Genomic DNA, 25,584 nt, shown 5'->3' on the forward strand with positions numbered 1-25,584 from the left:
CACATTGGGGGTCCCACGTCACTGCCGACACGGAAAACAACCCTCTTATCGGTCTCCCCAACCGGCAGATCGTGGGCTTAACTTATGTGCCATGACCTCCCCCCGCTCCACCTATGGCGGCGGTTACTACTCCGCCTCCTTCCCGGACACCCCGATCTACGACTCCCTCGTGGCCGAACGGGGCACCCCGCAGATCGCCCCGATCCGGGTTCCCGCGGCGTACGACACGGGCAGCAACCTGCCCGCGCTTCCGTCGGCGCTGCCCGCTCTGCCCGCCGCGCCCTCTCCGCAGGCTCCCCAGTACGGCTACCCCCAGGCCCAGCAACCGGCTCCGCTGCAGCAGGCCGCGGCTCCGTACATCCCGCAGCAGGGCGGCGCGCCGCGCGGCTACCCGGGCCCCCAGGCGCCCCAGCCGCAGCGCCCGATGAACGGCGGCGGCACGGGCTACGAGGCGATGCGTCCGGCAGCGCCGCGGCCCGCCCCCTCGGCCCCGCGCCCCGCTCCGGCGCCGTACCAGGACCCGTACAACAACCAGCAGTACCGCGGTTACTGAGGGTGATGCGACGGAGGTTGTCCGAGCCCTCCGGCAGGATGACCTCATGTCGAAGCCGGTACTGCACTCGATCCACGTCTACCCGCTGAAGGCGGCCGCGGGGTACGACCCGCACGAGGCCGTCGTGGAGCCATGGGGTCCGGCGGGCGACCGGCGCTGGGTGCTGACCGACGACAAGAACAGGATCATCACCCAACGCGCGCGACCGCGGATGGCGTTGGTCCGCGCAGAGACACTGGCCGGCGGCGCGATCCTGGTGTCCGCGCCCGGCCGGGAGCCACTGACCGTCCCCGTGCCCGAACCGGGCGGCACCACGACGGTGGAGATCTGGAACGACAAGGTGGAGGCGGTCCCCGCCGGGGTCGCGGCGGACGCCTGGTTCAGCGACTTCCTCGGCATCGCCGTGCGGCTCGCGCATCTCGACGACCCGGCCACCCGCAGACCCGTCGACCCGCTGTTCGCGCGGCCGGGCGAGACGGTCAGTTTCGCGGACGGCTACCCCCTGCTCGTCACCACGCTCGCCTCGCTCGACGCCCTGAACGCGCTGATCGCGCAGGGCGACCGGCCCGAGGAGGGCCCGCTCCCCATGGACCGCTTCCGGCCGAACATCGTGGTCGACGGCACCGCCGCCTGGGCCGAGGACGGCTGGTCGCGGATCGCCGTCGGCGAGGTCGTGCTGCGCGTCGCCAAGATGTGCGGGCGCTGTGTCGTGACCACCACCGACCAGAAGACGGCCGAGCGCGGCCGGGAGCCGCTGCGCACCCTCGCCCGCCACCGCCGTTTCGGCGACAAGCTGGTCTTCGGGCAGAATCTCGTACCGGAGTCCCCCGGTTCGGTCCGGGTGGGCGACCCGGTGCGGATCCTCGAATAGGGCTTCGTCCGGGGAACACCCGTGCCGGGCACAGCCGTTGAGTCCGTGTGAGAAGTTCATGAGAGGCCGGCAGGAGAGGTGATGTGCCTCTCTCTTGTCCGGCCGCGCGCGTGAACGGCTCCGAGGGGGGTTATCACGGAGGCGGAGGGGGGTGCGGAGCGGTGCGGGCAATCCGGGGAATCTGGCGCTGGCGGCACAACCCGCTTCGGCGTACGACGGATCTGTTCGAGGCGTGGCTGGCGCTGGGGGCACTCGTGCTGATCCTCGTCGCCGCGCCCCTGGTCGGGGTGCTGGTCGGCGGTATCGCCGGGGACGCCCTCCAGCGGTCCGTGCGGGAGCAGCGGGAGAACCACCATCCGGTGGTCGCGACCGTGATCAGGGAATCGGATCGCACTCCGCTGGATCCCGACCCCGAGACGGCCTCCGGACGTGACTCCCACAACCGGGTGCTGGCCCGCTGGACCGCTCCGGACGGCACCGCGCACCGGGGCACGGCCATGGCGGACCTCAAGGCCCCCGAGCGCGGCGACCGCTTCACGGTGTGGACGGATCAGCGGGGCCGAATAGTGGGCAGGCCGCTGGACACCGCGACCGCCGCGACCCACGCCGTCCTCGCGGGCTTCGGCACGGCCGCCGCCTGCGCGGGTCTCGTCGAGGGCACCCGGCGTCTGCTGGTCTGGCGCATGGTGCGTCGCAGGTACGACCGCTGGGACCAGGCGTGGTCCCAGGCGGGGCCGGACTGGGGCAGGACGGGCACGGGCAGCTGACGGCCTCCCCGCTCCGGTCAACCGCGCGGCCCCGCGCACGCTACGGTGGACCGGCCGAGGTGTTCGGCACCGTCATGAGAGGCTGTTTCCCGTTCCCCGTGAGCCGAGTTGACGGCCAGGCGCTGGGAACACGGCTTCTCAGGACCCGCGTACGACGAGGTGGGGGCACAGCAGCGCCATGGCACAGGGCACGGTCCAGGTGACGCACACCGGCACGTCGCGGTGGCGGCGCCGCACGGGTGAGTACGCATCCCTCGCCGCCGCCCTGGAGGCCGCGGCCGACGGTGACGTGCTCACCATCGCCGCCGGTACCTACCGGGAGAACCTCGTCATAGAGCGGGCGGTGACACTGCGCGGCCCCGAGGGATCGGCCGGTTCCGTGCGCATCGCGCCCGTCGACGGCGTGCCGCTGACCGTGCGGGCCTCCGCCGTGGTCCAGGACCTGCTCGTGGAGGGCCAGGACTCGGCCGCGCCCGCGCTGCTCGTCGAGGAAGGCACCCCGGAGCTCATGGACATCCGGATCGTCACCAGATCCGCGGCCGGCGTCGAGGTGCGCGGCGGCGCGCGCCCGACGGTGCGGCGGTGCACGGTGGACAATCCGGCCGGCGTCGGCATCTCCGTGCTCGACGGCGGGGGCGGGGTCTTCGAGGAGTGCGAGGTCGTGGCCGCCGGCCAGTCCGGCATCTCGGTGCGCGGCGGCGCCCATCCGCGGCTGGAGCGCTGCCGGGTGCACCACACGGCGGGCGCGGGCCTGTCGGTGACCGGCGAGCAGTCCGCCCTCGAAGCGGTGGGCTGCGAGGTCTACGAGGTCAGGGGCAGCGGCGTACAGATCTCCGCGCGGGCCACGGCGCACCTCACGGACTGCGATGTGCACCGCACGACGTCGGACGGTGTCACGCTCGACACGGACGCCGTGCTGACGCTCGCCGACTGCCGCATCCACGACATCCCGGAGAACGCGGTCGATCTGCGCTCCCGCTCGGTCCTCACGATGACGCGTTCCACCGTGCGCCGGTTCGGGCGCAACGGCCTGTCGGTCTGGGATCCCGGCACGCGCGTGGACGCCAACCAGTGCGAGATCCACGACAGTACGGGCGACTACCCCGCGGTGTGGGTCAGCGACGGCGCGACGGTCGTCCTCGAATCGTGCCGGGTGCACGACGTGCCGGACGCCCTGTTCGTGCTCGACCGCGGCTCGCGCGCCGACGTCGTCGACAGCGACATCACGCAGGTCCGCAACACCGCCGTGTCGGTGAGCGACGGCGCCACCGCGCAGCTCGACGACTGCCGCATCCGGGACGCGGCGACGGGTGCCTGGTTCCGCGACCACGGCAGCGGCGGGACACTCTCGGCCTGCACGATCGACGGCACGCAGACGGGCGTGATCGTCACCAAGGGCGCCGATCCCACGATCGAGCGGTGCACGGTCACCTCGCCGGCGGAGGCGGGTTTCTACGTGTCGGCCGGCGGTCGCGGCAGCTTCCACGGCTGCCGGGTGACGGGCAGCGGCGGGTACGGCTTCCATGTCATAGACGGCTGCCGCGCCACCCTGAAGAAGTGCCGCACGGAGCGCTGCGCGCGCGGTGGTTACGAGTTCGCCGACGCCGGGGGCGACCAGGCGTCCGGCACCGGGCCGCTGGTCGAGGACTGCACGAGCGACGAGAGCGCCCACGCGCGGCCCCCGGCCCCGGAACCCGCCGTACAGACCGCCGGGCAGTCCTCCGGCCTGCTGGGGGCCATCCCGGGCCAGCGGGCCACCGAGCAGGAGCCGCTGATCGCCGCCGCGGAGCCCGAGCGGCCCTCGCGCACCTCGGAGGCCGTGCTCGGCGAACTGGACCTGCTGGTGGGCCTGGACAGCGTCAAGCGCGAGGTGCGGGCCCTCACCGACATGATCGAGGTGGGCCGCCGGCGGCAGCAGGCGGGGCTCAAGGCCGCCTCCGCCCGCCGCCATCTCGTCTTCACCGGCTCCCCCGGCACCGGCAAGACGACGGTCGCCCGCCTGTACGGCGAGATCCTCGCCTCCCTCGGCGTCCTGGAGAAGGGGCATCTCGTCGAGGTGTCCCGCGTCGACCTGGTCGGCGAGCACATCGGTTCCACGGCGATCCGTACGCAGGAGGCGTTCGACAAGGCGCGCGGCGGTGTCCTGTTCATCGACGAGGCGTACGCGCTGTCGCCGGAGGACTCGGGGCGCGACTTCGGCCGCGAGGCGATCGACACGCTGGTGAAGCTGATGGAGGACCACCGGGAGGCCGTGGTCGTGATCGTCGCGGGCTACACGGCCGAGATGGAGCGCTTCCTGTCGGTCAACCCCGGTGTGGCGTCCCGTTTCTCACGGACCATCACCTTCAACGACTACGGCTCCGAGGAGCTGCTGCGGATCGTGGAGCAGCAGGCTGACGAGCACGAGTACCGACTGGCGCCGGGCGCCGACCAGGCGCTGCTCAAGTACTTCTCGGCGATCCCCAAGGGGCCCGCGTTCGGCAACGGCCGTACCGCGCGGCAGACCTTCGAGGCGATGGTCGAGCGGCACGCGGGGCGGGTCGCCCAGCTCGCCGAGACGAGCACGGACGACCTCACCCTGCTGTACGCGGAGGACCTGCCGGAACTCCCCTGAACTCCGGCCGGGGCTCAGGGGAGTTCCGGCCGTCCGGCCCTAGACCGGCGTCGGTTCCGCCCGGGGGCCGCCCAGTGGTTCCTCGGGCTCCGTGCCCGGTCGCGGGGCCGGGACGTCCGGCCTGAGGCGGGACAGGAGTTTCTCCCGCTCCTCGGCGAAGACGGGGTCCGCCTGGTAGTCCGAGTGTCCGAGGATCGGCGCGGGCAGCGGGTGCTTCTCCGAGCGGCAGTACGCGAGCGGGTCCTCCAGCGCCTCGCGGTCGACCTCGGGGCCGCAGTCGCCGGGCAGCCGCATGGGGCCGCCGATGGGGTCGGTGGCCCGGTACAGATTGCGCCAGCAGTCGACGTCCCGGTGCAGTCCGCTGAGCGCCTCGGGCCCGAAGTGCGCCGGGAACCAGCGCCCGTAGAGCCGCTCCAGCGGTGAGCCGTAGGTCAGCAGGGCGACCCGCTTGCGTACCGACGGTTCGAGCTGCCAGGCCGCGGCGGCGGCGAGGACACTGCCCTGGGAGTGGCCGGAGAGGACGAGACGGCCGCCTGTGGCGCGGGTCCAGCCGGCGATGCGCCAGGTCAGGTCGGGGACGGCGCGCTCGGCGTAGCAGGGGGGCGCGAAGGGGTGTGCCGCGCGTGGCCAGAACGTACCGACGTCCCACAGGATGCCGATGGTGCGGCGGGCGGTCTGGTCCTTGTAGGCGCGGCGGCCCCAGGTGACGAACAGTATGAAGCCGACACCGATCAGCCAGGAGCCGAGGGCCTGCGCGGTCTCGGCCGCGCCCTGGACGACGGGGTAGGTGCCGCTCGCGGCCTCGCCCGGGGCGTCCTCGGTGGCCAGGGCGCCCGCGACGGCCAGGCCGCCCAGGATCAGCGTCACGACGGAGGTGATCCCGATGATCCGGGGCGCCCGGTCGGTGAGGGAGGCCATCGCGCGGATGCTCGCGATGCGGCGGGTGGTGGCCTCGTCCTTGGGCTCGTCCTCGTAGGCGAGTTCCACCGCGGCCGTCTCGGCGCGGCGCAGCACCACCGTGCGCCGCGCCAGCCAGCCGACGAGGACGAACAGGACCAGCAGCAGGGGCGGGATGACGGACGCCTGCCAGGTCAGCAGCACGGGCGGTCCGGCGATCGTGTGGCCGGTGCCGTCCAGCCAGTCGGCGACGCGTTGCGAGACTCCGCCGGACATCACCCCGCCCAGCGCGCAGGCCAGCATCGCGACGGCGGGCCCCGCCAGGCCCCGCATCGCGGTACGGGGATCGGGCTTGGCGCGGTGGAGGGCGTGGGCCACGACCCCGAGGACGATCACGAGCAGGCACTCGACCAGCGCGATGGTGCCGAAGGCGGTGCCGCCGCCGGCGAGCCGGTGGTCCGAACTCCACCCGGGGCGAGACCAGCCCGCGTAGACGAGCGTGAGGACGAGCAGGGCGAGCGAGCCGAGGGGCAGCCGGCGCACCAGGGCCGCGTCGATCCGCCGGTCGAGCCGGTGCTCGCTGCGACCCCGGCTGCAGACGACCCACAGCACGAGGACGGCCACGAGCACGAGCGCCCCGGTCAGCAGCCACCCGAGCACGTCCAGGGTGGCCGGGCCGCCCGCCTCGCGGTCGTGGCGGGCCGCCGCGGCGCCGACCGCCGTGGCGATCGTCAGCAGACCCGCGGCGGTATGGGCGACCCGCAGCCGGGCGACCAGCCGGCGTCCGTACCAGAAGCCGGGGCGGCCGAGTCCGGCCCGGCTGCCCTCCTCCTCCGGCTCGCTCTCGCGCGGCCTCGGCTGCTGGGACTCGTACGCGCTCCAGGTGCGGTGCGAGAGGTACCAGAGGAGACCCGTGAGTGCGGCGGGCACCAGCGCGGCGAGGGCGAGGCGGCGGCCGGGCTGGCTCCACCAGCCGCCGTCGGAGACCGCCGGGGACAGGAAGCCGAGCCAGGAGTGTTCCCGGGCGCAGTCGGGCGTCCCCGCGCACTGCCACACGGCCAGGTCGAGGGCGACCTCGCAGGCCGCGGCGACCAGCAGCACCGTGAGGGTCAGACCGGTCACGCGCACGAGCAGCCCGTAGAGGCGGACCGCGGGCTTGCGGTTGTCGCTCACCGTGGGCCGCATCCAGTGGGCGAGGTTGACCACCATGAACGGCAGGAGCAGCAGCCACAGCGCCCGGGAGCCGTTGCCCGAGGTGAGGTTGCACCAGACGTACGCCTCGGGGATCGGTTCGCCCCGGTGCTCCGCGGACCGGCGCGTCGCGTCCGTCTCGGCCTCGACGTCGTCGGCGCGGCGGAAGACCGCGGCCGTGTCGTCGCCGGTGATCCGGACCGTGCGCGGATCGTTCAGCATTTCCTGGGGCGTCGTGCCGCCGACGCCGTGGACCAGGAGTTCGAGCGCGGCGTCGGGCGCCTGCCGCGGCCCGGAACCGTTCGTCTCGTTCGTCGGGGCGTGCCCCTGTAGACGCTCCACTGTTGTGTGTCCCCCGTGATGCCCGTACGACATGTGTCATGTCCAGATACAAGGATCTCCTCTGCTGACGCTGCGCGCACCACTCGTCACGGAATCTCCCCGATCCGTGTGACAGTGCCGGACACGAGGTGGCAGCGTGACGTGTGCGCGTCGCCACAGGCAGTGGCGCGACCTGCGGCGGCCCGTGCGAGGATGGGGCGTCCCGCGGTCCACAGGTGAGGGGAACGTCCTTGTCGGTGTTCGACGCAGGGGCTGCACAGGGGTATGTCGAGCGGGTCGAGGCGAAGGGAACCGGAGCGGACGTGAGCGAGAATCAGAACCTCCTCGCGGAGCAGCGGCGCGCTCTGATCCTGGACGAGGTGCGGCGGCGCGGTGGCGTCCGCGTGAACGAACTGACCAGGAAACTCGGCGTGTCCGACATGACGGTCCGTCGCGACCTGGACGCGCTCGCCAGGCAGGGCGTGGTGGAGAAGGTGCACGGCGGCGCCGTCCCGGTGGTCGAGGCGAGTACGCACGAGCCGGGTTTCGAGGCCAAGTCGGGGCTGGAGCTGACGGCCAAGGAGGACATCGCGCGGGCCGCCGCCTCGCTGGTGGCCCCGGGCACGGCGATCGCGCTGTCCGGCGGCACGACGACGTACGCGCTCGCCCATCAGCTGCTCGACGTGCCGGACCTGACGGTGGTGACCAACTCGGTGCGGGTGGCCGACGTCTTCCACTCGGCGCAGCGCACGTCGGGGCAGCGGCAGGGCGCGGCGACGGTCGTGCTGACGGGCGGGGTGCGCACACCCTCGGACTCGCTGGTGGGTCCCGTCGCGGATCAGGCCATCGAGGCCCTCCACTTCGATGTGCTCTTCCTCGGGGTGCACGGCATATCGGTCGAGGCGGGTCTGTCCACGCCGAACCTCGCGGAGGCCGAGACGAACCGGCGTCTCGTGCAGTCCGCGCGGCGTGTCGTCGTGGTCGCGGACCACACCAAGTGGGGCACGGTGGGGCTGAGTTCGTTCGCCGCGCTGGAACAGATCGACACGCTGGTGACGGACGACGGGCTGCCCGCCGAGGCGCGCGCGGAGATCTCCGAGCACCTGCGGCGCCTGGTGGTGGCGGGCGAACCGGAGGCCGAGGACGAGGACGCGCCGGACGCCTGAGGGTCCGCCCCGGCGTCCATCGGCGGTACAGACATCCGGCGTGCCGCCGGTTATGGTGACCCTGCCTCGCCAACTGCCGTGGCGCGGGGCCGCGTTCAGGACTCGCTCCCGACTCGTTCCCGACTCGTTCACGCGAGGAGGTCGTACGCATGGTTCGTCGACTGCGCCCCGTGGAACTCGACTTCACCGAGACCGCTCCCGTGCGGCTGGTGTTCGCGCGGAGGGTCACGTCGTCCCCCGAGGCGGTCTACCGCGCACTGGCCGAGGACGTCGAAGGCTGGCCGCGATGGTTCTCCGCCGTCTCGTCTGCGCACCCGTCCGACGGCGGCTCCGGACGGCTGATCCGTCTCAGGGGCGGCACGCGCTTCGAGGAGACGATCCTCGCGGCCGAGGCCCACGAGCTGTACGCGTACCGCGTCGACGCGACGAACGCCCCCGGGGTACGCGCCCTCGTCGAGGAGTGGCGGCTCACACCGGACGGCGCCTCCGGTACGCGGGTGCGGTGGACCGTGGCCGCCGACGGCACGGCGGCGTTCCGCCTGGTGACGAGGTTGAGCCGGGCCGGTCTCGGCCGGGCGTTCCGCGACGCGGTACGGAAGCTGGACCGGCGGATCGGCTCGACGCACGCGCGCTGACAGCCGCTGTCCGGAACGACCGCCGTCGGCCTGGGCACGGTCACCTTGGGTCGCTTCCTCTCTGGACCCGCGCCGCCCCGTGAACGGACCGCTCAGGCGGGCCAGACCCCCGTCGCCAGCAGCGCGTCGATCGTGGCCGCGTAGGGCGCGATGTCCAGGCCCTGACCGGCCAGCCAGTCGTCCGAGTAGTACTTGTCCAGATAGCGGTCCCCCGGGTCGCACAGCAGCGTGACCACGCTCCCGGTCCGTCCCGCCGCCGCCATCTCGGCCACGATCCTCAGCGAACTCCACAGGCCCGTGCCGGTCGAGCCGCCCGCCTTGCGTCCGATGGCCTGTTCCAGCGCCCGCACGGCCGCCACGCTCGCCGCGTCCGGGACCTTCATCATCCGGTCGACGGCCCCGGGCACGAAGCTCGGTTCCATCCGCGGCCGGCCGATGCCCTCGATGCGGGAGCCGCAGTCGGTGGTGACCTCCGCGTCACCCGTGGTCCAGCCCTCGAAGAAACAGGAGTTCTCCGGATCGGCCACACAGATGCGGGTGTTGAACTGCATGTAGTGCACATAGCGGGCGATGGTCGCCGAGGTGCCGCCGGTCCCCGCGGTGGCGACGATCCACGCGGGCTCGGGGTAGCGCTCCAACTCCAGCTGGCGGTAGATCGACTCGGCGATGTTGTTGTTGCCGCGCCAGTCCGTGGCCCGCTCCGCGTACGTGAACTGGTCCATGAAGTGTCCGCCGGTCTGCGCCGCGAGGGCCGCCGACTCCGCGTACATGGTGCGCGGGTCGTCGACGAAGTGGCACCGGCCGCCGTGGAACTCGATCAGGCGGCACTTCTCCGGGCTCGTGGTGCGGGGCATCACGGCGATGAACGGCACGCCGATCAGCTTGGCGAAGTACGCCTCGGAGACGGCCGTGGAGCCGCTCGACGCCTCGATGACGGGGCGGCCGTGCCGGATCCAGCCGTTGCACAGCCCGTACAGGAAGAGCGAGCGGGCCAGGCGGTGCTTGAGACTGCCGGTGGGGTGGGTGGACTCGTCCTTGAGATACAGGTCGATGCCCCAGCGCTCGGGCAGCGGGAAGCGCAGGAGATGGGTGTCGGCCGATCTGTTCGCGTCGGCCTGGACCTTCCGCACGGCTTCTTTGAGCCAGTGCCGGTACTCCGCGTCGCTGTGGTCGACATCGAGCGTGGCCGTCGGCTCATGGGGGCGGGCCTGCTGTGGGGTGGTCACGGCGGGGCTCCTTCGGGTGGCTGCCGACGTCGGATCGCGCGGTCGGACGCCTCGATCATAGGCACCTTGCGCACGCTTCTCACCTGCATAAACACTCCTTTGAGAACCCCAAAGGGACTCCTGGTGCGATCGGTCGCCGAGGGGTTGGGGGGCGCATTCACGCGAGTGCGCCACAGGGCATGTGCCACGCCGGGATGCGCACTGGTGCTCGACGCCCTGCGCGGGCAGACTGCACGCACAGGACGCCGGTCCCGGCGGGACGCACAATGGAACGGGACCCGTGTCGTACGCACGACGGGCGTGACCCTCGTCGTACGCACGGCGGGCGCGACCCGCCGTTCGTGACGGGGCACGACCCGTATCGCATGACCTGCACGACCTGCACGACCTGCACGACCTGCATGACCGTATGCACGACGGGGCACGACCGAAGCGCACAAGGGGGTGGGGCACATGGCGGAGCCGGAGTTCACAGCCACAGGCGTGCGGATCGGGAAGCGGCTGCGTTCGCTCACCCGGGCCGGGCAGGTCCGGATCAGCGACGGCAGGCTGGAGTTGCTCACCAGCTACGGCAGTGAGATAGACAGCGCGCCGGTGCAGGCGGTCCGTGCGTCCAAGCCCTGGTTCGCCCAGGCGGACCGGGCACTGGCGGACGTCAACGGCACCCGCTATCTGCTCACCCTCGGCGACCACGATCCGGCCCCCGGAGAGCCCGGTCCGCCGGCGGCCCGTCGGTTCATCGAGGCCGTGCGCAATGCGGCGGGGCGCGTGCGCTGAGCCCCGGGCGGGGGGCCGTTCGTCCGGCCGCCGGGATCACCGCGAGTTGCGGGAGCGCGCCTCCTGAGCCACTCTGTTGTCACGTCACTCTGGGTTTACCGGCGATAACGCTGCGAACCAGCCCGCCGGCCACCGACAGCAGGCGGTCGGCGCGCGTAGGCAGCCCGCTGGATCCGCACTCGTCTTCTTCCGGACCTCAATTCGGGGAGTCGCAGCCGTGATCAGCCAGCCAAGCAAACATTGCACGGTGGAGCTCAACGCTCTGCCGTCGCGGATCGGCCAGGTCCGCAGAATCGTATCTGCGCAGTTGCGCTACTGGCGTCTGGATCCCTTGATAGACCGGGCCGCGCTCGGTGTGACCGAGCTGCTGACCAATGTCCATCTGCATGCCCGGCCCGACAAGCTGTGCACCGTCGAGATCGAGCTGTTGCTCGACCGGCTCACCGTCTCGGTGCACGACCGCGACCCGCGGCTTCCCGAGGTGCGGGACGCCACCTCCCTCGCGACCTGCGGGCGTGGGCTTTCGATGGTCGCCGCGGTGAGTGAGAGCTGGGGTGTGCGGCCGGACGGTGAGTCGGGGAAGGTCGTGTGGTTCACCCTCACGGCTCCGGCTCCTGCTCCTGCGCTGCCCATGCGACCGCCGTACGCCGCTGTCGCGGGGGCGGGTGGGGTCGGGTTCGTGGAGGTGGAGCACGCCGGGGATGGGCTGGCGCCGGCTTCTGGGGGTGGACACGCTCCCGCCCGGTCGGCCGTTGCCGGCTGACCGGGCGGTGACAGGTGGCTGCGCGGTGGGGGGATGGGGGGTGGCGGTCCGGTTTCCCGCCCCCGCCGCCCCTACCCGTTCCCGTCACATACTCAGGGGCTCCGCCCCCGAACCCCCGGTCCTCAAACGCCGGACGGGCTGAAGACATCACAGACGGGCTGAAGGGGGCCGGGGGTAGGGGCGCAGCCCCACCCCCAGGGGCGCGAGGAACTGCGCGACCGACCCCCACCGGCCCGCACCCGAAACCTGCAAGCCCGCCCAGCGTTCAAGAATCGGGGGTAGGGGCGCAGCCCCACCCCCCGGGGGCGCGGGGAACTGCGCGGCCGGCCCCCACCGGCCCGCAGCCGAAGTCTCCGAGCCCGCCCCGCGTTTGAGGACAGGGGGGCCGGGGGCGCAGCCCTCAGAGGTGAGCGCACTACTCTGTCGCGATGGCTCGCAGCACGTCCAAGCGGGCTGCGCGGCGCGCAGGCCGCAGGCCCGCGAGCGCGCCCGCCGCGACCCCCACCCCGGCGACCACGCACAGTTGAACCGGCGGCACCGCGAACGCGAACGCGCTGCTCGACGCCCCGTCGGACGCCTTGACCAGCACCCAGCCGAGGAATCCGCCGAGCGCCAGCCCGCCCGCCGTGCCGAACGCGGCCACCAGGACGGACTCCCAGCGGACCATGGCCCGCAGCTGCGACCGGGTCTGTCCGACGGCCCGCAACAGACCGAGTTCGCGGGTGCGTTCATGGACCGCGAGGGTCAGCGTGTTGGCGATGCCGAGCAGTGCGATGAGCACGGCGAGCGCGAGCAGCGCGTAGACGAGGGTGAGCATCATGTCGATGGCCCCGGCCGAGGACCGCGCGTACTCGTCACGGGTCTGCACCTCGGGGTTGCCGTACGCCTTCGCGACCTGCTCGACCGCCGCCTTGCCCTCGGCCGCGTCCACACCGTCCTTGAAGCTCACGGCGACGACCGTGTCGGAGTCCTGGGTGCGGTGCGGGGCCCAGGCCTCGCGGGTGATGACGTACTCACCGGCCAGCTCGGAACGGCCGTAGACCGCGCGGACGGTGAAGGTCTTCTCCTGGCCGTCGGTGAAGGCGAGCCGGGTGGTGTCGCCGGCCGTGAGGTCCTGCTTGTCGGCCTCCTCCTCCGTGACGGCGATGCCGTCGGCGCCCAGGTCACGCATCGAGCCGCGTACGTCGCCGAGGTCGAAGGTCCGCTCCAGCGCGACCGGGTCCGTGACCGTCAACGCCCGCCCCTTGCCGTCGACTTCGGCCACTCCGCGGCCCAGCCCGACCGCCGTGTCGACCTCGGGCCGTTCGCCGATCGCGCCGGCGAGTGCGGGGCTCAGTCCGCTGCCGCCCGCGCCGAACGACGGGGTGCTCACGACGACGTCCCCGGCGAAGGACCGCGACACCGTCTGGTCCATGGTCGCCTTCAGCGAGGCGCCGAAGACCGTGAACAGTGACACCACGGCCACGCCGATCATCAGGGCACTGGCGGTGGCCGCGGTGCGTTTGGGGCTGCGCAGGGCGTTGCGCGCGGCCAGGGCGCCGGTGACACCGCGCAGCCGGTCCAGCGGCGCCCCCAGGACGCGTACGGCGCTGGTCGCGGCGACCGGGCCGAGGACCACGAAGGCGGCGAGTGCCAGCACGGCGCCCCCGCCCGCGAGCCACAGCGACGGGCTGACGACGACGCCGGTCAGGGTGACGGCGATCGCCAGAGCGGCGAGTCCGGTGCCCACGACGGCGCGGGTCCGGGACGCGCCGGACCGGTCGACGGACGTCTCGCGCAGGGCGGCCAGCGGTGCGGTGCGCCCGGCGCGTACGGCGGGCAGCAGCGCGGAGCCCAGGCAGACCACGACGCCTACCGCGAGCGGCAGGGCCATGGACAGCGCGCTGATCACCAAGTCGCCCTCGGGGAAAGGGAATCCGATGGCCGGGAACAGCGCCTGGAGGCCTGCCGCGATACCGATGCCACCCGCGAGACCGGCCGCGGACGCGACCACGGCGACCACGCTCGCCTCCACGAGCGTCGACGCGGTGACCTGGCGGCGGGAGGCGCCGAGGGCACGCAACAGGGCGTTCTCGCGGGTGCGTTGGGCGACGACGATCGCGAAGGTGTTGTGGATGGAGAAGGTCGCGACGAGCAGCGCCACTCCGGAGAACACCAGCAGGAACGTGGTGAAGAGTGTCAGGAACTGGCCGGAGATCATGTCGGTGTTCTCCTCGGCCAGTTCCTGACCGGTGATCGCCTCGACTCCCTTGGGCAGTACGGGAGTCAGGGCGTCGACGAGTTCCCGCTGACCGGTGCCGGGGCCGGCCCGTACGAGGATGCTCGCGGCTTCGCCGGGCTTCGCGGTCAGGTACTTCTCGGCGTCGGAGCGCGTCATGCCGGTGAAGGTCACCTGCGCCATGCCGTCCTCGCCGCCGAAGGTCGCGAGGCCCACGATCGTCACGTCGACGGGATCGGGCGTGCGCAGGGTCGTCGTGTCGCCGATACGGAGGTCGCCCTTCTCGGCCGCGCCCCGGTTGACGACGACCTCGCCGGACTTCGCCGGGGCGCGTCCCTCGGCCAGGCGGTAGGCGTTGAGTTCGGGGTCGTCGATCCAGTTGCCCGCGAGGGTGGGCGGGCCCTGGCCGCCGATGGGCTCGCCGTTCGCGCCGACGAGCTGGCCCGCGCCCTGGATGTCGGGGGCGGCAGCGGCGACACCCGGGATCTTCTCGACGGCCGCCACCAGGTCGGTGTCCACGGGCTGCCGTACGCCCTGGCTCTCCCCCGGTGTGGTGATGGTGTCGGCGCTGCGGACCACGGCATCGGTGCCGCTGGTGGCGTCGCCGAACATGGTGTCGAAGGAGGCGCGCAGGGTGTCGCCCATGACGAGCGTGCCCGCCAGGAAGGCGACACCGAGCAGGACCGCCAGGAAGGTACCGGCGAAGCGTCGCTTGTGGGCACGCAGCGAGGAGACGCTGATCCGCACGGACGCGTTCATGACGGAGCCCCCTTGCTGTCGAACGTGCCGTCGAACGCCTTCAGCCGGTCCAGGACCCGGTCGGCCGTCGGGGACTCCATGCGGTCCACGAGGCGGCCGTCGGCGAGGAAGACCACCTCGTCGGCGTGGGCTGCGGCGACCGGGTCGTGGGTGACCATGACGACCGTGCGGTCCATCCGGCGTACGGCCCGGCCGAGGAGGTTCAGGACCTCCTCGCCGGAGCGTGAATCGAGGTTGCCGGTCGGTTCGTCGGCGAAGACGACATCGGGCCGGCCCGCGAACGCCCGTGCCACGGCGACGCGTTGCTGCTGACCGCCGGAGAGTTCGGCGGGCCGGTGGTGCAGCCGGTCGCGCAGCCCGACGACCTCCACGAGGGCGTCGATCCACTCGCCGGACGAGCCGTCCCGCCTCCCGTCACCCCTCCCCTCACCCCTCCCGTCACCCCTGCGGCCACGCCCGCGCCCGGCCAGATCCATGGGCAGCGTGATGTTCTCCGCGACGGTCAGCGTCGGTACCAGGTTGAAGGCCTGGAAGACGAAGCCGATACGGTCGCGCCGCAGCAGCGTGAGGCGGCGGTCGTCGAGCGTGCCCAGCTCGGTGTCGCCGATGAAGGCCGCGCCCGAGGTGAGGGTGTCCAGGCCCGCCGCGCAGTGCATCAGGGTGGACTTGCCGGAGCCCGAGGGCCCCATGATCGCGGTGAAGCGTCCGGCGGGGAAGGTGACGTCGATCCCGTCCAGGGCCCGTACCGCCGTGTCCCCGGCGCCGTACACCTTCACCGCTCCGGCGACCCGCGCCGCGGTCCGTGTGCCCTTGGTGGCGGTCGTCGCGGGTGGCGCGTTCATGCCGCACCGCCCTTGCCCGTACGTCCGAAGCGCTCGTCCGGCCCCGTGCGTCCGAACTGCTCGTCCAGGACGGAGAGGCGGCGCCAGTACTCGTCCTCGTCGATCTCGCCGGCGGCGAAGCGCCTGCCCAGCATCGCGATCGGCGAGTCGCCGGAGGGTCGGGACCGCTCGGGGCCGTGCCACGGGCCGCGACGGCCGCGCCACACCGTGCGGCGCAGGACGGTCACGACACCGATCACGACGGCCGCCCAGATCAGCGGGAAGAACAGGATCCACGGGCCGGGCCCGCCGTCCCAGTTCGCCAGGGTCTGCATCTGAAGTCATCTCCTCGGGAGGTCCGGCACTCCGGCTGGTTCCGGGTGTTCCGGTGATGCTTCGAGGCTCGCGCCGGGAGGGGGTCCGGGTCGTCGTACGGCCAGCGGCAGTACGCGTACCTCCGTGGGAGTAGGAATGCGGGCTTCGGCTGCTCCTCGCGCCTTCGGCTCCGCCCACCTCTCGATTCTGTAACTACTAGTATGTACAGTGTCTGTGTGAGTACTCCGGAGCGTCTGATCGAAGCCACCCGTGAGCTGCTGTGGGAGCGCGGCTACGTGGGCACGAGCCCGAAAGCGATCCTGCAGCGGGCGGGCGCGGGCCAGGGCAGCATGTACCACCACTTCACGGGCAAGCCCGAGCTGGCCCTGGCCGCGATCCGGCGCACCGCGGAGGAGATACGCGCCACCGCCGAAGCGGTGCTGGGCGGGCCGGGTTCCCCGTACGAGCGGGTCGAGGCGTATCTGCGGCGCGAGCGCGACGTCCTGCGCGGCTGTCCGGTCGGGCGGCTGACCATGGATCCGGACGTCGTCGCGAGCGACGAACTGCGCGCGCCCGTGGACGAGACGCTGGACTGGTTGCGCGAGCGGCTGGCCGCGGTCGTCGAGGAGGGCCGGGAGCGGGGCGAGTTCGCGCCGGGACTGGACGGCGAGGAGATCGCCGCGACGATCGTGGCCACGGTCCAGGGAGGCTATGTGCTGGCCCGCGCCTCCGGCTCGACCGCCGCCTTCGACACGGGGGTCCGCGGGCTGCTGTCCCTCCTCGCGCCCCGCTCCCCCGCCGGCGACTGCCCCACCCCTACGAAGGCCTGAGCCGCCGGGAGGCACCGATGCACGCCATGCAGTACGAGATCACCCTGCCCGCGGACTACGACATGGGCATCGTCCGGGACCGGGTGGCCCGCGTCGGGCATCTGCTCGACGACTGGGACGGGCTCGGGCTGAAGGCCTACCTGCTGAGGGAGCGGGGCGTGGACGGCTCGGCGGTGAACCAGTACGCGCCGTTCTATCTCTGGGACACGCCCGAGGGCATGAACTCCTTCCTCTGGGGGCCCGGCTTCCAGGGGCTCGTGAACGACTTCGGGCGCCCCGTGGTCCAGCACTGGACGGGCCTGGCGTACGAGGACGGGGGCGCAGCCGGTGCGGCGCCCGAGGTCGCGGTACGCAGACGGGTGAGCGTCCCCGAGGGCGTGCCGCTCGCCGAGGTGGCGCGGGAGGCCGTCCTGGAGGCGGGGCGCCTGGCCGCGCTGGACGGGGTCGTGGGTGCCGCTGCCGCCCTCGACCCACGTCACTGGGAGGTCGTGCACTTCTCCCTCTGGGCCCACGACACGCCCAAGGCCGAGGGCGAGACGTATCGCGTGCTGCATCTGTCGGCGCCGGGGCGTGACCGGCTGCGCAGGGGACGGCAGTGGTGAGTCAGGTCGGTGCGCCCCGTACCGTCCGCACGGTGGTCGGGGACATTCCCCCGGCGGAGTTGGGGGTGTGCAACGCGCACGACCATCTCTTCTTCAGCAGTCCCCGCCTTCCGGGGCAGGAGTTGCGGGACGCGGGCGCCGCGACGGCCGAGCTGGCCGCGTTCGGCGCGGCGGGTGGCGGAAGCGTCGCCCAGTGGACCCCGTACGGACTGGGGCGGCGGGCCGCCGATCTGCCGCTGGTCGCCCGCGCCGCCGGGGTCCATGTCGTGGCCGCCACGGGACTGCACCAGGCCGTCCACTACGCGCCGGAGGTGCTGGACCGGCTGCGGGGCGGGCTGCGCGGCGGGCTCGCCGACGTCTTCGTGTCCGAGCTGACCGAGGGCCTGGCCACGTCCGGTGTGCGGGCGGGTTTCATCAAGGTGGCGGGCGGTTTCCACGCGCTCGACGCGCATGCCCGCTGGACGATGACCGCGGCGGCCGAGGCGCACCACGCCACGGGGGCGCCGATCGCCGTGCACCTGGAGCTGGGCACGGGCGCGCTCGACGTACTCGACCTGTTGTGCGGGGAGTTGGGCGTGGCGCCAGCCCGTGTGATCCTCGGACATCTCAACCGCTCCCCCGACCCGGTGGTACACCGGCAGGCCGCCGAGTCCGGCGCCTATCTGGCTTTTGACGGACCGTCACGCGCGAATCACGCGACGGACTGGCGCATGCCCGATGCCGTACGCGATCTTGCCGACGCCGGTTTCGGCGACCGGCTGCTTCTCGGCGGGGACACGACCACGGCCGGGGCCCGCTCGGTGAACGGCGGGCCCGGGATGCCGTATCTGCTGCGCCGCGTCCGGCCCCGGCTCGAACTCGCTCTGGGGAGCGAGCTGGTGGAGCGCGTGCTGACGGCGAATCCGCAGCGGGCGTTCGCCGTCGGGTGGACGTAGAGCCACGGGCGGCAGTGAGGACGGCGTTCGGCCGCGGGACGGCGGGGGCGGGCCGCGCCGTTCCCCGCGCCCCTCGGGGAGGGGCTGCGCCCCGTCCCCCTCAGGCGCGCGGGGAACGGCGCGATCAGATCCGCTCAGGCGTGTGCCAGGGCCGCGATCGGGTCGTCCAGGACCGGCTGCCACGCCAACTCGGCCGCGCCCACCAGGCTGTTGTGGTCCAGTGTGCAGGCCAGGATGGGTACGCCACCGCTCCGCCCCCACAGGCTCCGGTCCGCCACGACCGCCCGCAGCCTCTCCGGGTCGGCGTCCAGGAGGGTGCGGTGCAGGCCGCCGAGGATGATGCGGTCCGGGTTGAGGATGTTGACCAGGCCCGCGAGGCCCTGGCCCAGCCGGTCGATCAGTGCCTCGACGGCGGTGCGTACGCCCGGGTCGGCGTAGTGGTCGCGGATCAGTTCGTTGGCCTGCTGGAGCAGGGACACCTCGGGGCCGGGGTCGCGGCCGGCCGCGGTCAGGAACGCCAGGGGGTCCGCCTCGACGTCCAGGCAACCCCGGCTGCCGCAGTGGCAGGCGCGGCCCTCCGGGTTGACCGTGAGGTGGCCGACTTCGAGCGCGAGGCCCGAACTGCCCGTGTGCAGACGCCCGTCGAGCACCAGCGCACCGCCGACACCCCGGTGCCCGGTCGCCACGCACAGCAGATCGCGCGCGCCGCGGCCGGCGCCGTGCCGGTGCTCGGCGAGCGCGGCGAGGTTGACGTCGTTGGCGGCGAACGCCGGACCGGTGATGCCGGCCGCGCGGACGCACTCCGCGAAGATCTCCCGCACGGGCGCGCCGGCCGGCCAGGCCAGGTGCAGCGGGTTGAGCGCGGTGCCCTCGGGTTCGGCGACGGCCGACGGGACGGCCACCCCGGCGCCCACACAGCGGCGGCCCGTCTCCCGGAGGAGATCGGCGCCCGCCTCCACGACCGAGCGGAGCACCTTCGCCGGGTCGGCGTCCACGGTCTCGCAGCCCGGCGCGGTCGCCACGAGCCGGCCGCCGAGGCCGACCAGGGCGGCCCGGAAGCCGTCGGCGTGCACCTGGGCGGCCAGCGCCACGGGGCCGTCCTCGGCGAGTTCGAGCCGGTGCGAGGGGCGGCCCTGCGAACCGGCCGCTGCGCCCGGCCGGGCGTCGACGCGGATCAGCCCGAGCGCCTCCAGCTCCGCGGCGACCGCGCCCGCCGTCGCACGGGTGACGCCCAGTTCGGCGGTGAGCACGGCCCGGGTCGGCGCGCGTCCCGTGTGCACGAGCTCCAGCGCGGGTCCGAGCGCACCCCGCCCTCGGTCCAGGCGTGTCCTGGTGCTTCCTTCTCCCACCGCTCCGGGGGTCGCATCGCCGCTCATGAGGGCGAGTCTCCCATGATCCGGTGGCCCGGTGACCGGTCAGTAGCCGGTCATGCGCCCGGGAGGCCGCTCACCCGCAGGGTGATGTTCAGGCGGCCGGTCAGTCCCAACTCGGGCGGTGCCGTGCCCGCGTGGACGCGCGGCACGCCGTGGTGGGCGAGCCGGGCCGCGCCACCGAACACGAACAGGTCGCCGCTGCGCAGTTCGACGTCCGTCCAGGGACGCCCCCTCGACGCGGTGTTGCCGAACCGGAAGACGCAGGTGTCGCCGAGGCTCAGCGACACCACGGGGGCGCCGGACTTCTCGTCGCTGTCGCGGTGCATACCCATGCGGGCGTCGGCGTCGTAGAAATTGATCAGCGCGATGTCGTAGTCGTACGGGGGTGGCGGGCCCTCTGCCTCCGGGGTGCGGTCCCCGGGAGTGGTCACGGCCCGGTCGCCGAGAGCGTCCCGCGCCGCCCGGCGCCCCAGCTCACCCAGCCAGGCGGGGAACTTCTTCACGGGCGCGCCGTCCCCGTCGACGACCGTCGGCGCGTACCCGTACGGATACCAGTGCCATCCGAGGCAGACCTGCCGGGAGGTCATGGTGCCACCGCCCGGGGTACGGACCGTGCGCAGTCCCGCGGGCGGCCTGGCCCAGTCGCGGCAGGCCTCCAGGAGGTCCTTCTGGCGTCCGGGCGACAGCCAGTCCGGCAGGTGCACGGCGCCCGGTGCGATCTCCGTCCGGCTCCGGGGAAACAGTTCGGCGTCCATGGCTCCCATCCTCGCGCAGGGTCCGCGCACGCTCCCGCCGTACCCTCGCGTGGCCGTCGGGCGTCCCTGAGCTGCGCCTCAGTTAGCCTGGTCCCGATGACCGACCGTATGACGACCCCCTCGGCCGAGCTGATGCTGGCGCGCTTCCCCGAGGACTCCCGTGACCAGCTCCGTGCGTGGGACGCCTCCGACGAGTACCTGCTGAGGCATCTCGCCGACAGCGGCCGGTCGCTCGACGGCACGGTCGTCGTGGTCGGTGACCGCTGGGGTGCCCTCACCACGGCCCTGCGGGCGCATGCGCCGGCGCAGATCACCGACTCGTTCCTCACCCGGGAGGCGACCCGCGCCAATCTGGCGCGCAACGGCGCCGACGACGGGTCCGTACGCCTTCTCACCACGCAGGACGCGGTGCCCGAGCGCGTCGACGTGCTGCTGGTGCGCGTCCCGAAGAGCCTCGCGCTGCTGGAGGACCAGCTGCTGCGGCTGGCGCCCTCCGTGCACGAGGGGACGGTCGTCGTCGGCACCGGCATGGTCAAGGAGATCCACACCTCGACGCTCAAGCTGTTCGAGCGGATCATCGGACCGACCCGGACGTCGCTGGCCGAGAAGAAGGCCCGGCTGATCTTCTGCACGCCGAACCCCGGGATCGTGCCGTCGGCGAACCCCTGGCCGCTCAGCTACACGCTGCCCGACGGCATCGGCCCCGTATCCGGCCGCACGGTCGTCAACGAGGCGGGCGTCTTCTGCGCCGAGCGCCTGGACATCGGCACCAGGTTCTTCCTGCGGCACCTGCCGTACGGGCACGGGTCCGGGCGTGTCGTGGACCTGGGCTGCGGGAACGGCGTCGTCGGTACGGCCGTGGCACTGGCGCGGCCGGACTCCGAGGTGCTGTTCGTCGACGAGTCGTACCAGGCGGTGGCCTCGGCGGAGGCGACGTACCGGGTGAACACCGACGACACGGCCGAGCACGGCAAGGCGGAGTTCCGGGTCGACGACGGTCTGAACGGTGTCCCGGAGGACAGCGTCGACCTGGTCCTGACCAACCCGCCCTTCCACTCGCACCAGGCGACCACCGACGCCACGGCGTGGCGGATGTTCGTCGGGGCGCGCCGCGCGCTGCGGCCGGGCGGGGAGCTGTGGGTGGTCGGCAATCGCCATCTGGGCTATCACGTGAAGCTGCGGCGTCTCTTCGGCAACAGCGAACTGGTCGCGAGCGACGCGAAGTTCGTGGTCCTGAAGGCCGTCAAGCAGGCGCCGCGGTAGCACCGGTCCCGCCGCGCAGGGCGCGCGGCGATGCGCCGAGTTCGCGTCGGCAGGCCTTGTTGAAGGCCTGCAGGTCGGGGATGCCGACCGACGCGGCGACCGCCGGGATGGACAGGGTCGAGGCCCGCAGCAGATGCCGGGCGCGGTCGAGCCTGCGGCGGCGGATGTACGCGACCACGGTGGCGCCGGTCGTGACGCGGAAGAGCCGGGTCAGGTGGTTGTGCGAGACACCCGCGGCGCGGGCCACCGTGGGCACGGTGAGCGGGGTGGCGAGACGGCCCTCGATGTACGCCATGGCGGCGGTGACGGCCGGATGCGGGCCGGGCCGTGCGGCGGCCGGGGCCAGCCGGGCGATACGCCACAGCACGGTCCAGATCTCGGCCCTGGTGCGCTCGGGCTCGTTCGGCGCGGAGGCCACCGCCTGGAGCAACAGCTCGGTGAGCAGGGGGAGTTCGGCTCCGGCGTCCTGCAGTACCGGCACGGTCCGCGGTTCTCCGGCGGCGGCGACGCGCAGGTGTGCGTACAGGTGTTCCGAGCGGCCCCGGTAGCGGTAGCGGACGGTCGCGCCCGGCGGGACGAGGCCGACCCGGCCGGGGCGGATGAGGTGCGGTGTGCCGTCGACGGTCAGCTCGGCCTCGTACTGGTACAGGTGCAGCTGCCACAGCTCGGGCAGCCGGAAGACGTCCGTGCGGCTCGCGACGCCGTGCACACCGACGCCCGCGTTGACCACGACGGGCGGCTCGCCCAGGTGGATGCTCGTCTCCAGCATGGTGAAAAAATACCAGCGGTGGTGAAACGGACCAACGCGCGCGGCGGGCCCGGCTCCGTACGGTCGGCGCATGACGCATCCCGAGCGTTCTCCGGAAGACCTCGAACACCGTCCCCTGCTGGACTCGGTCCGGATGGCCCGTTTCGTGGCCCACGGCTCGCTGCGCCTGGACGCGGCGGTCCCGGCCGGGCTGAACGCCGAGGCGATCGGCTTCCTCGCACGCGGCGTACCCGACGTGCCGTACGGCAGCGCCGTGGCGGACGCCTATCCCGAGGGCTCCTTCGTACGACGGTTGCTCGATGTCCCGGCGGTGGCCGGGGTGCTGCGCGGTCTCGTCGGGCCCGGCCCGCTCGTCGACCATCACGCGGTGCACGTGCGCGAGCCCCACGAGGGGTCGGCCCAGCCGCTGCACGGCGACGCGATCATCGACGTCCGCACGGACGCCTTCGACGTCCAGCTGATGTACTACCCGCAGGACGTGACCCTGGACATGGGCGGCACCCTGAGCGTGCCGGGCAGCCATCTGCGGCGTACGAACGAGTCGGACACCGGCCGCTACCAGAACCTGCTCGGCCAGTCACGGCTGGTCTGCCCGGCGGGCACCGTGGTGTTTCTGCACCACGGCCTCTGGCACGGCGGGCGGCGCAACGACAGCGACGGCATCCGGTACATGTTCAAGATCCGCTTCAACCCGGCGGTACGGCAGCGCCGGCTGTGGGACACCTCCGACCTAGCCGATCCCCGGGTGGCCGCGGAACTCTCGACGACGTTCCCCTGGTACGAGCCCGCCACCGGCCGTCTTGAGCTGTACAACCGTGTGCTGCTGTGGCGCTCGCTCACGGGCGACGCGTCCTTCGACCTGGAGCACTGGGTCACCCGTGTCTCCAACCGCCCCGAGGAGGACGCCGTATGAGCGTCCGTCAGCAGGTGCTGGTCCTCTATCTGGGCACGTCGGCGCTGGACTCCCCGGTGGTCGGCTGGTCGGTGTACGACGGTACGGGCCGCACGTCGCCCACCACCGGGGACGGTGACGTGCCGCCGTACGCGTCGGGCGTGGAGGCGCTGCGGGACGGCTGGCGGCTGTTCCAGGCGGCCCAGTTGATCCCGCCGTACCCGGGCGGCGAGTACGACGTGTCCTTCCTCAAGCACGAGTTCTTCTTCGAGAAGCTCGTCGACCTGCCGCCGGACGGGCCGACGGGCGGGTGAGGCCCCCGGCCGGTCCGGCGGACGGGTCCGCGGGCGGTTGAGGAGGTCAGCGGGCGTCGAGGACGCCGATGATCCGGGTCACCGCCTCCGCCATGGCCTCACGTGCCACCAGCAGGTATTTGCGTGAGTCCACCGCCTCGGGGTGCTCGGTCAGGAACCGTCTGATCGCGTCCGTCATCGCGATGTTCAGGGCGGTGCCGACGTTCACCTTGGCGATGCCGCCGGTGACGGCCGCCCTCAGCTCGGCGTCCGGGACACCGGACGAGCCGTGCAGGACGAGCGGTACGTCGAGGGCGGCGGTGAGTCGCTTGAGGAGGTCGTGGTCGAGGGCGGCGGTGCGGGTGGTCATGGCGTGCGTGCTGCCGACGGCCACGGCCAGGGCGTCCACACCCGCGTCGGCGACGAAGGAGCGGGCCTCGGCCGGGTCCGTACGGGCCCCCGCCGCGTGGGCGTCCAAGGCGGGCTGCCCCGCCTTGCCGCCGACCTCGCCCAACTCGGCCTCGATCCACAGACCTTGGGCATGTGCCCAGTCCGCGGCGGCCCGGGTCGCGGCGAGGTTCTCGGCATAGGGCAGATGGGCGGCGTCGTACATGACGGAACCGAAACCGGCGTCCGCCGCCTGCCGGAGCAGTTCACCGCTCTGCACATGGTCGAGGTGCAACGCGACGGGCACGGCGGCCTGTTCGGCCGTGGCGACCGCGGCGCGGGCCAGCGGGAGCAGCCGCCCGTGGCGGAACTTCACCGCGTTCTCGCTGACTTGGAGGATGACGGGGGCGTTCGCCGCCTCGGCGCCCGCGACGACGGCCTCGACGTGTTCCAGGGTGATGACGTTGAACGCGGCGACGGCGGTCCGGGCGGCGGCCGCCCGGGAGACCAGCTCACCGGCTGCTACGAGGGGCATGGACCGTCCTTCAGGGTGCGGCGGGTGTGGTGGCGGATCAGCCGAGGACGACCGAGCGCGTGAGGTGGCGGGGCTCGTCGGGGTCGAGCCCCCGGGCGGCGGCGACGGCCACGGCGAGGCGCTGGGCGCGGACGAGTTCGGCGAGCGGGTCGAGGCCGCCCGCCACCCACAACGCCCCGGTGTCGCGGACCTGTTGGGCCAGCCCGTCGGGCGCCTCGCCCAGCATCCAGGTCGCGGTGCCGGCGGTGGTGACGCTGATCGGGCCGTGCCGGTACTCCATCGCCGGGTAGGCCTCGGTCCACGCCAGGGACGCTTCGCGCATCTTGAGCCCGGCCTCGTTCGCGAGCCCGACGCTCCAGCCTCGCCCCAGGAACGTGAACTGGGTGCAGTCGACGAGCCCTTCGGGCAGCGGCTCGGCCAGCGCGGTGCGGGCGTCGGCGACCACGGCGTCGGTGTGCAGGCCGAGGTGGGCGCGCAGCAGGGTGAGCGCGGTGGTCGCGAACCGCGTCTGCACGACCGACTTCTCGTCGGCGTATTCGAGGACGACGACGTCATCGGCCGCTTCCATCACGGGAGTTCGCGGATCGGCGGTGATCGCCACCGTGCGGGTGCTCCCCTTGAGCCGGCCGAGCAGGTCGAGCACCTCCGTGGTGGTGCCGGAGCGGGTCAGCGCGACCACCCGGTCGTACGGGCGGCCGTACGGGAACTCGGACGCGGCGAAGGCGTCGGTCTCGCCCTGCCCGGCCTGCTCGCGCAGGGCGGCGACGGCCTGCGCCATGAACCACGAGGTGCCGCAGCCGACCAGCGCGACGCGCTCACCCGGCGCGGGCAGCACGGCCGCGTGCTCCGCGGCCTCCCCGGCGGCCCGCGCCCAGCACTCGGGCTGGGACTTCAGTTCGTTCTCGACATGGCTCACGCCGCGGCCTCCCGATGGATGAAATGCTTGTTCGTGCAAGATATAGCGAGCTTTCGAGCACAATCAAGCATTCCACGGTGAACGATGTGCGTTAAAGTCGCCGCACGATCGGAGAACGGTCGTGAACGGTCCCTGTCACG

24 protein-coding genes are annotated in these 25,584 nt (G+C 72.8%); 14 read left to right on the forward strand and 10 right to left on the reverse strand.

Annotation, left to right across the window (positions count from 1 at the left end; genetic code table 11):
- Positions 1–91: 91 nt before the first annotated feature.
- From J8N05_RS36115 to J8N05_RS36130, 4 genes are all read left to right on the forward strand, one after another.
- Positions 92–553, forward strand: coding sequence for a DUF6643 family protein (locus tag J8N05_RS36115; RefSeq protein ID WP_210890684.1), 462 nt, complete (start codon positions 92–94; stop codon positions 551–553).
- Between the two features lie 46 nt (positions 554–599).
- Complete coding sequence (locus tag J8N05_RS36120; protein WP_210890685.1) at positions 600–1,424, forward strand: MOSC domain-containing protein; 825 nt, start codon at positions 600–602, stop codon at positions 1,422–1,424.
- Positions 1,425–1,585: 161 nt separating this feature from the next.
- Complete coding sequence (locus J8N05_RS36125; protein WP_210890688.1) at positions 1,586–2,191, forward strand: Rv1733c family protein; 606 nt, start codon at positions 1,586–1,588, stop codon at positions 2,189–2,191.
- A gap of 178 nt (positions 2,192–2,369) precedes the next feature.
- A complete protein-coding gene (locus J8N05_RS36130; RefSeq protein ID WP_210890690.1) occupies positions 2,370–4,805 on the forward strand; it encodes a right-handed parallel beta-helix repeat-containing protein in 2,436 nt (811 codons plus the stop codon).
- Positions 4,806–4,844: 39 nt separating this feature from the next.
- Here the strand turns inward: J8N05_RS36130 and J8N05_RS36135 are convergent, their stop codons facing one another.
- Positions 4,845–7,268: a hypothetical protein gene (locus tag J8N05_RS36135; RefSeq protein ID WP_407699992.1), complete on the reverse strand. Its 2,424-nt coding sequence runs from the start codon at positions 7,266–7,268 to the stop codon at positions 4,845–4,847.
- A gap of 269 nt (positions 7,269–7,537) precedes the next feature.
- Here J8N05_RS36135 and J8N05_RS36140 point away from each other — a divergent pair, with 269 nt between their 5' ends.
- Both J8N05_RS36140 and J8N05_RS36145 read left to right on the forward strand, forming a co-directional pair.
- Entirely contained in the window at positions 7,538–8,380 is an 843-nt protein-coding gene (locus J8N05_RS36140) for a DeoR/GlpR family DNA-binding transcription regulator (RefSeq protein ID WP_210890692.1), read from the forward strand.
- A gap of 149 nt (positions 8,381–8,529) precedes the next feature.
- Positions 8,530–9,015 (forward strand): SRPBCC family protein, encoded by a 486-nt coding sequence (locus tag J8N05_RS36145; protein ID WP_210890694.1) that lies wholly within the window; start codon positions 8,530–8,532, stop codon positions 9,013–9,015.
- Between the two features lie 92 nt (positions 9,016–9,107).
- Here J8N05_RS36145 and cds1 read toward each other — a convergent pair whose 3' ends face one another.
- Complete coding sequence (gene cds1 / locus J8N05_RS36150; RefSeq protein WP_210890695.1) at positions 9,108–10,241, reverse strand: L-cysteine desulfhydrase Cds1; 1,134 nt, start codon at positions 10,239–10,241, stop codon at positions 9,108–9,110.
- Positions 10,242–10,694: 453 nt separating this feature from the next.
- Between cds1 and J8N05_RS36155 the strand changes: the two genes are divergently transcribed.
- Together J8N05_RS36155 and J8N05_RS36160 are read left to right on the forward strand one after the other, a co-directional pair.
- Positions 10,695–11,018, forward strand: a complete 324-nt coding sequence (locus J8N05_RS36155) for a hypothetical protein (protein WP_107019186.1) — start codon at positions 10,695–10,697, stop codon at positions 11,016–11,018.
- A 217-nt stretch (positions 11,019–11,235) separates the two neighbouring features.
- Entirely contained in the window at positions 11,236–11,781 is a 546-nt protein-coding gene (locus tag J8N05_RS36160; protein WP_210890697.1) for an ATP-binding protein, read from the forward strand.
- 415 nt (positions 11,782–12,196) lie between these two features.
- On the opposite strand, the gene J8N05_RS36165 is transcribed toward J8N05_RS36160, so the two are convergent.
- From J8N05_RS36165 to J8N05_RS36175, 3 genes are read right to left on the reverse strand one after another with little or no spacing between them, the layout of a single operon-like run.
- Positions 12,197–14,758, reverse strand: a complete 2,562-nt coding sequence (locus tag J8N05_RS36165) for an ABC transporter permease (protein ID WP_210890699.1) — start codon at positions 14,756–14,758, stop codon at positions 12,197–12,199.
- Positions 14,755–15,600 carry an ABC transporter ATP-binding protein gene (locus tag J8N05_RS36170; protein ID WP_210890701.1) on the reverse strand — a complete coding sequence of 282 codons (846 nt, stop codon included), beginning with the start codon at positions 15,598–15,600 and terminating at the stop codon, positions 14,755–14,757. The genes J8N05_RS36165 and J8N05_RS36170 overlap by 4 nt, the downstream gene beginning before the upstream one ends.
- A complete protein-coding gene (locus J8N05_RS36175; protein ID WP_210890703.1) occupies positions 15,597–15,914 on the reverse strand; it encodes an SHOCT domain-containing protein in 318 nt (105 codons plus the stop codon). The genes J8N05_RS36170 and J8N05_RS36175 overlap by 4 nt, the downstream gene beginning before the upstream one ends.
- A 201-nt stretch (positions 15,915–16,115) precedes the next feature.
- On the opposite strand from J8N05_RS36175, the gene J8N05_RS36180 reads away from it, so the two are divergent.
- From J8N05_RS36180 to J8N05_RS36190, 3 genes are read left to right on the forward strand one after another with little or no spacing between them, the layout of a single operon-like run.
- Positions 16,116–16,724: a TetR/AcrR family transcriptional regulator gene (locus J8N05_RS36180; protein ID WP_210890705.1), complete on the forward strand. Its 609-nt coding sequence runs from the start codon at positions 16,116–16,118 to the stop codon at positions 16,722–16,724.
- Between the two features lie 17 nt (positions 16,725–16,741).
- Positions 16,742–17,326: a DUF4865 family protein gene (locus J8N05_RS36185; protein WP_210890707.1), complete on the forward strand. Its 585-nt coding sequence runs from the start codon at positions 16,742–16,744 to the stop codon at positions 17,324–17,326.
- On the forward strand, positions 17,323–18,261 hold the full coding sequence (locus J8N05_RS36190; RefSeq protein ID WP_247706827.1) for a phosphotriesterase family protein: 939 nt from the start codon (positions 17,323–17,325) through the stop codon (positions 18,259–18,261). The genes J8N05_RS36185 and J8N05_RS36190 overlap by 4 nt, the downstream gene beginning before the upstream one ends.
- A 134-nt stretch (positions 18,262–18,395) precedes the next feature.
- Here the strand turns inward: J8N05_RS36190 and J8N05_RS36195 are convergent, their stop codons facing one another.
- Both J8N05_RS36195 and J8N05_RS36200 read right to left on the reverse strand, forming a co-directional pair.
- Entirely contained in the window at positions 18,396–19,637 is a 1,242-nt protein-coding gene (locus J8N05_RS36195; RefSeq protein ID WP_210890709.1) for an ROK family protein, read from the reverse strand.
- A 50-nt stretch (positions 19,638–19,687) separates the two neighbouring features.
- Entirely contained in the window at positions 19,688–20,389 is a 702-nt protein-coding gene (locus tag J8N05_RS36200; protein WP_210890711.1) for an alpha-ketoglutarate-dependent dioxygenase AlkB family protein, read from the reverse strand.
- A gap of 96 nt (positions 20,390–20,485) precedes the next feature.
- On the opposite strand from J8N05_RS36200, the gene J8N05_RS36205 reads away from it, so the two are divergent.
- Complete coding sequence (locus J8N05_RS36205; RefSeq protein WP_247706828.1) at positions 20,486–21,652, forward strand: methyltransferase; 1,167 nt, start codon at positions 20,486–20,488, stop codon at positions 21,650–21,652.
- On the opposite strand, the gene J8N05_RS36210 is transcribed toward J8N05_RS36205, so the two are convergent.
- A complete protein-coding gene (locus J8N05_RS36210) occupies positions 21,633–22,421 on the reverse strand; it encodes an AraC family transcriptional regulator (RefSeq protein ID WP_210890713.1) in 789 nt (262 codons plus the stop codon). The two genes, J8N05_RS36205 and J8N05_RS36210, sit on opposite strands and share 20 nt — an antisense overlap.
- Before the next feature lie 70 nt (positions 22,422–22,491).
- Between J8N05_RS36210 and J8N05_RS36215 the strand changes: the two genes are divergently transcribed.
- Positions 22,492–23,334, forward strand: coding sequence for a phytanoyl-CoA dioxygenase family protein (locus tag J8N05_RS36215; RefSeq protein WP_210890715.1), 843 nt, complete (start codon positions 22,492–22,494; stop codon positions 23,332–23,334).
- Complete coding sequence (locus tag J8N05_RS36220) at positions 23,331–23,627, forward strand: hypothetical protein (RefSeq protein ID WP_210890717.1); 297 nt, start codon at positions 23,331–23,333, stop codon at positions 23,625–23,627. Before J8N05_RS36215 ends, J8N05_RS36220 begins: the two co-directional genes overlap by 4 nt.
- 46 nt (positions 23,628–23,673) lie before the next feature.
- On the opposite strand, the gene J8N05_RS36225 is transcribed toward J8N05_RS36220, so the two are convergent.
- Positions 23,674–24,528, reverse strand: coding sequence for a ketose-bisphosphate aldolase (locus J8N05_RS36225; protein ID WP_210890719.1), 855 nt, complete (start codon positions 24,526–24,528; stop codon positions 23,674–23,676).
- Positions 24,529–24,565: 37 nt separating this feature from the next.
- A complete protein-coding gene (locus J8N05_RS36230; protein WP_210890721.1) occupies positions 24,566–25,444 on the reverse strand; it encodes an SIS domain-containing protein in 879 nt (292 codons plus the stop codon).
- Positions 25,445–25,584: the final 140 nt, after the last annotated feature.

Source organism: Streptomyces liliiviolaceus, assembly GCF_018070025.1.
In the GTDB taxonomy this organism is placed as follows: Bacteria; Actinomycetota; Actinomycetes; order Streptomycetales; family Streptomycetaceae; genus Streptomyces; species Streptomyces liliiviolaceus.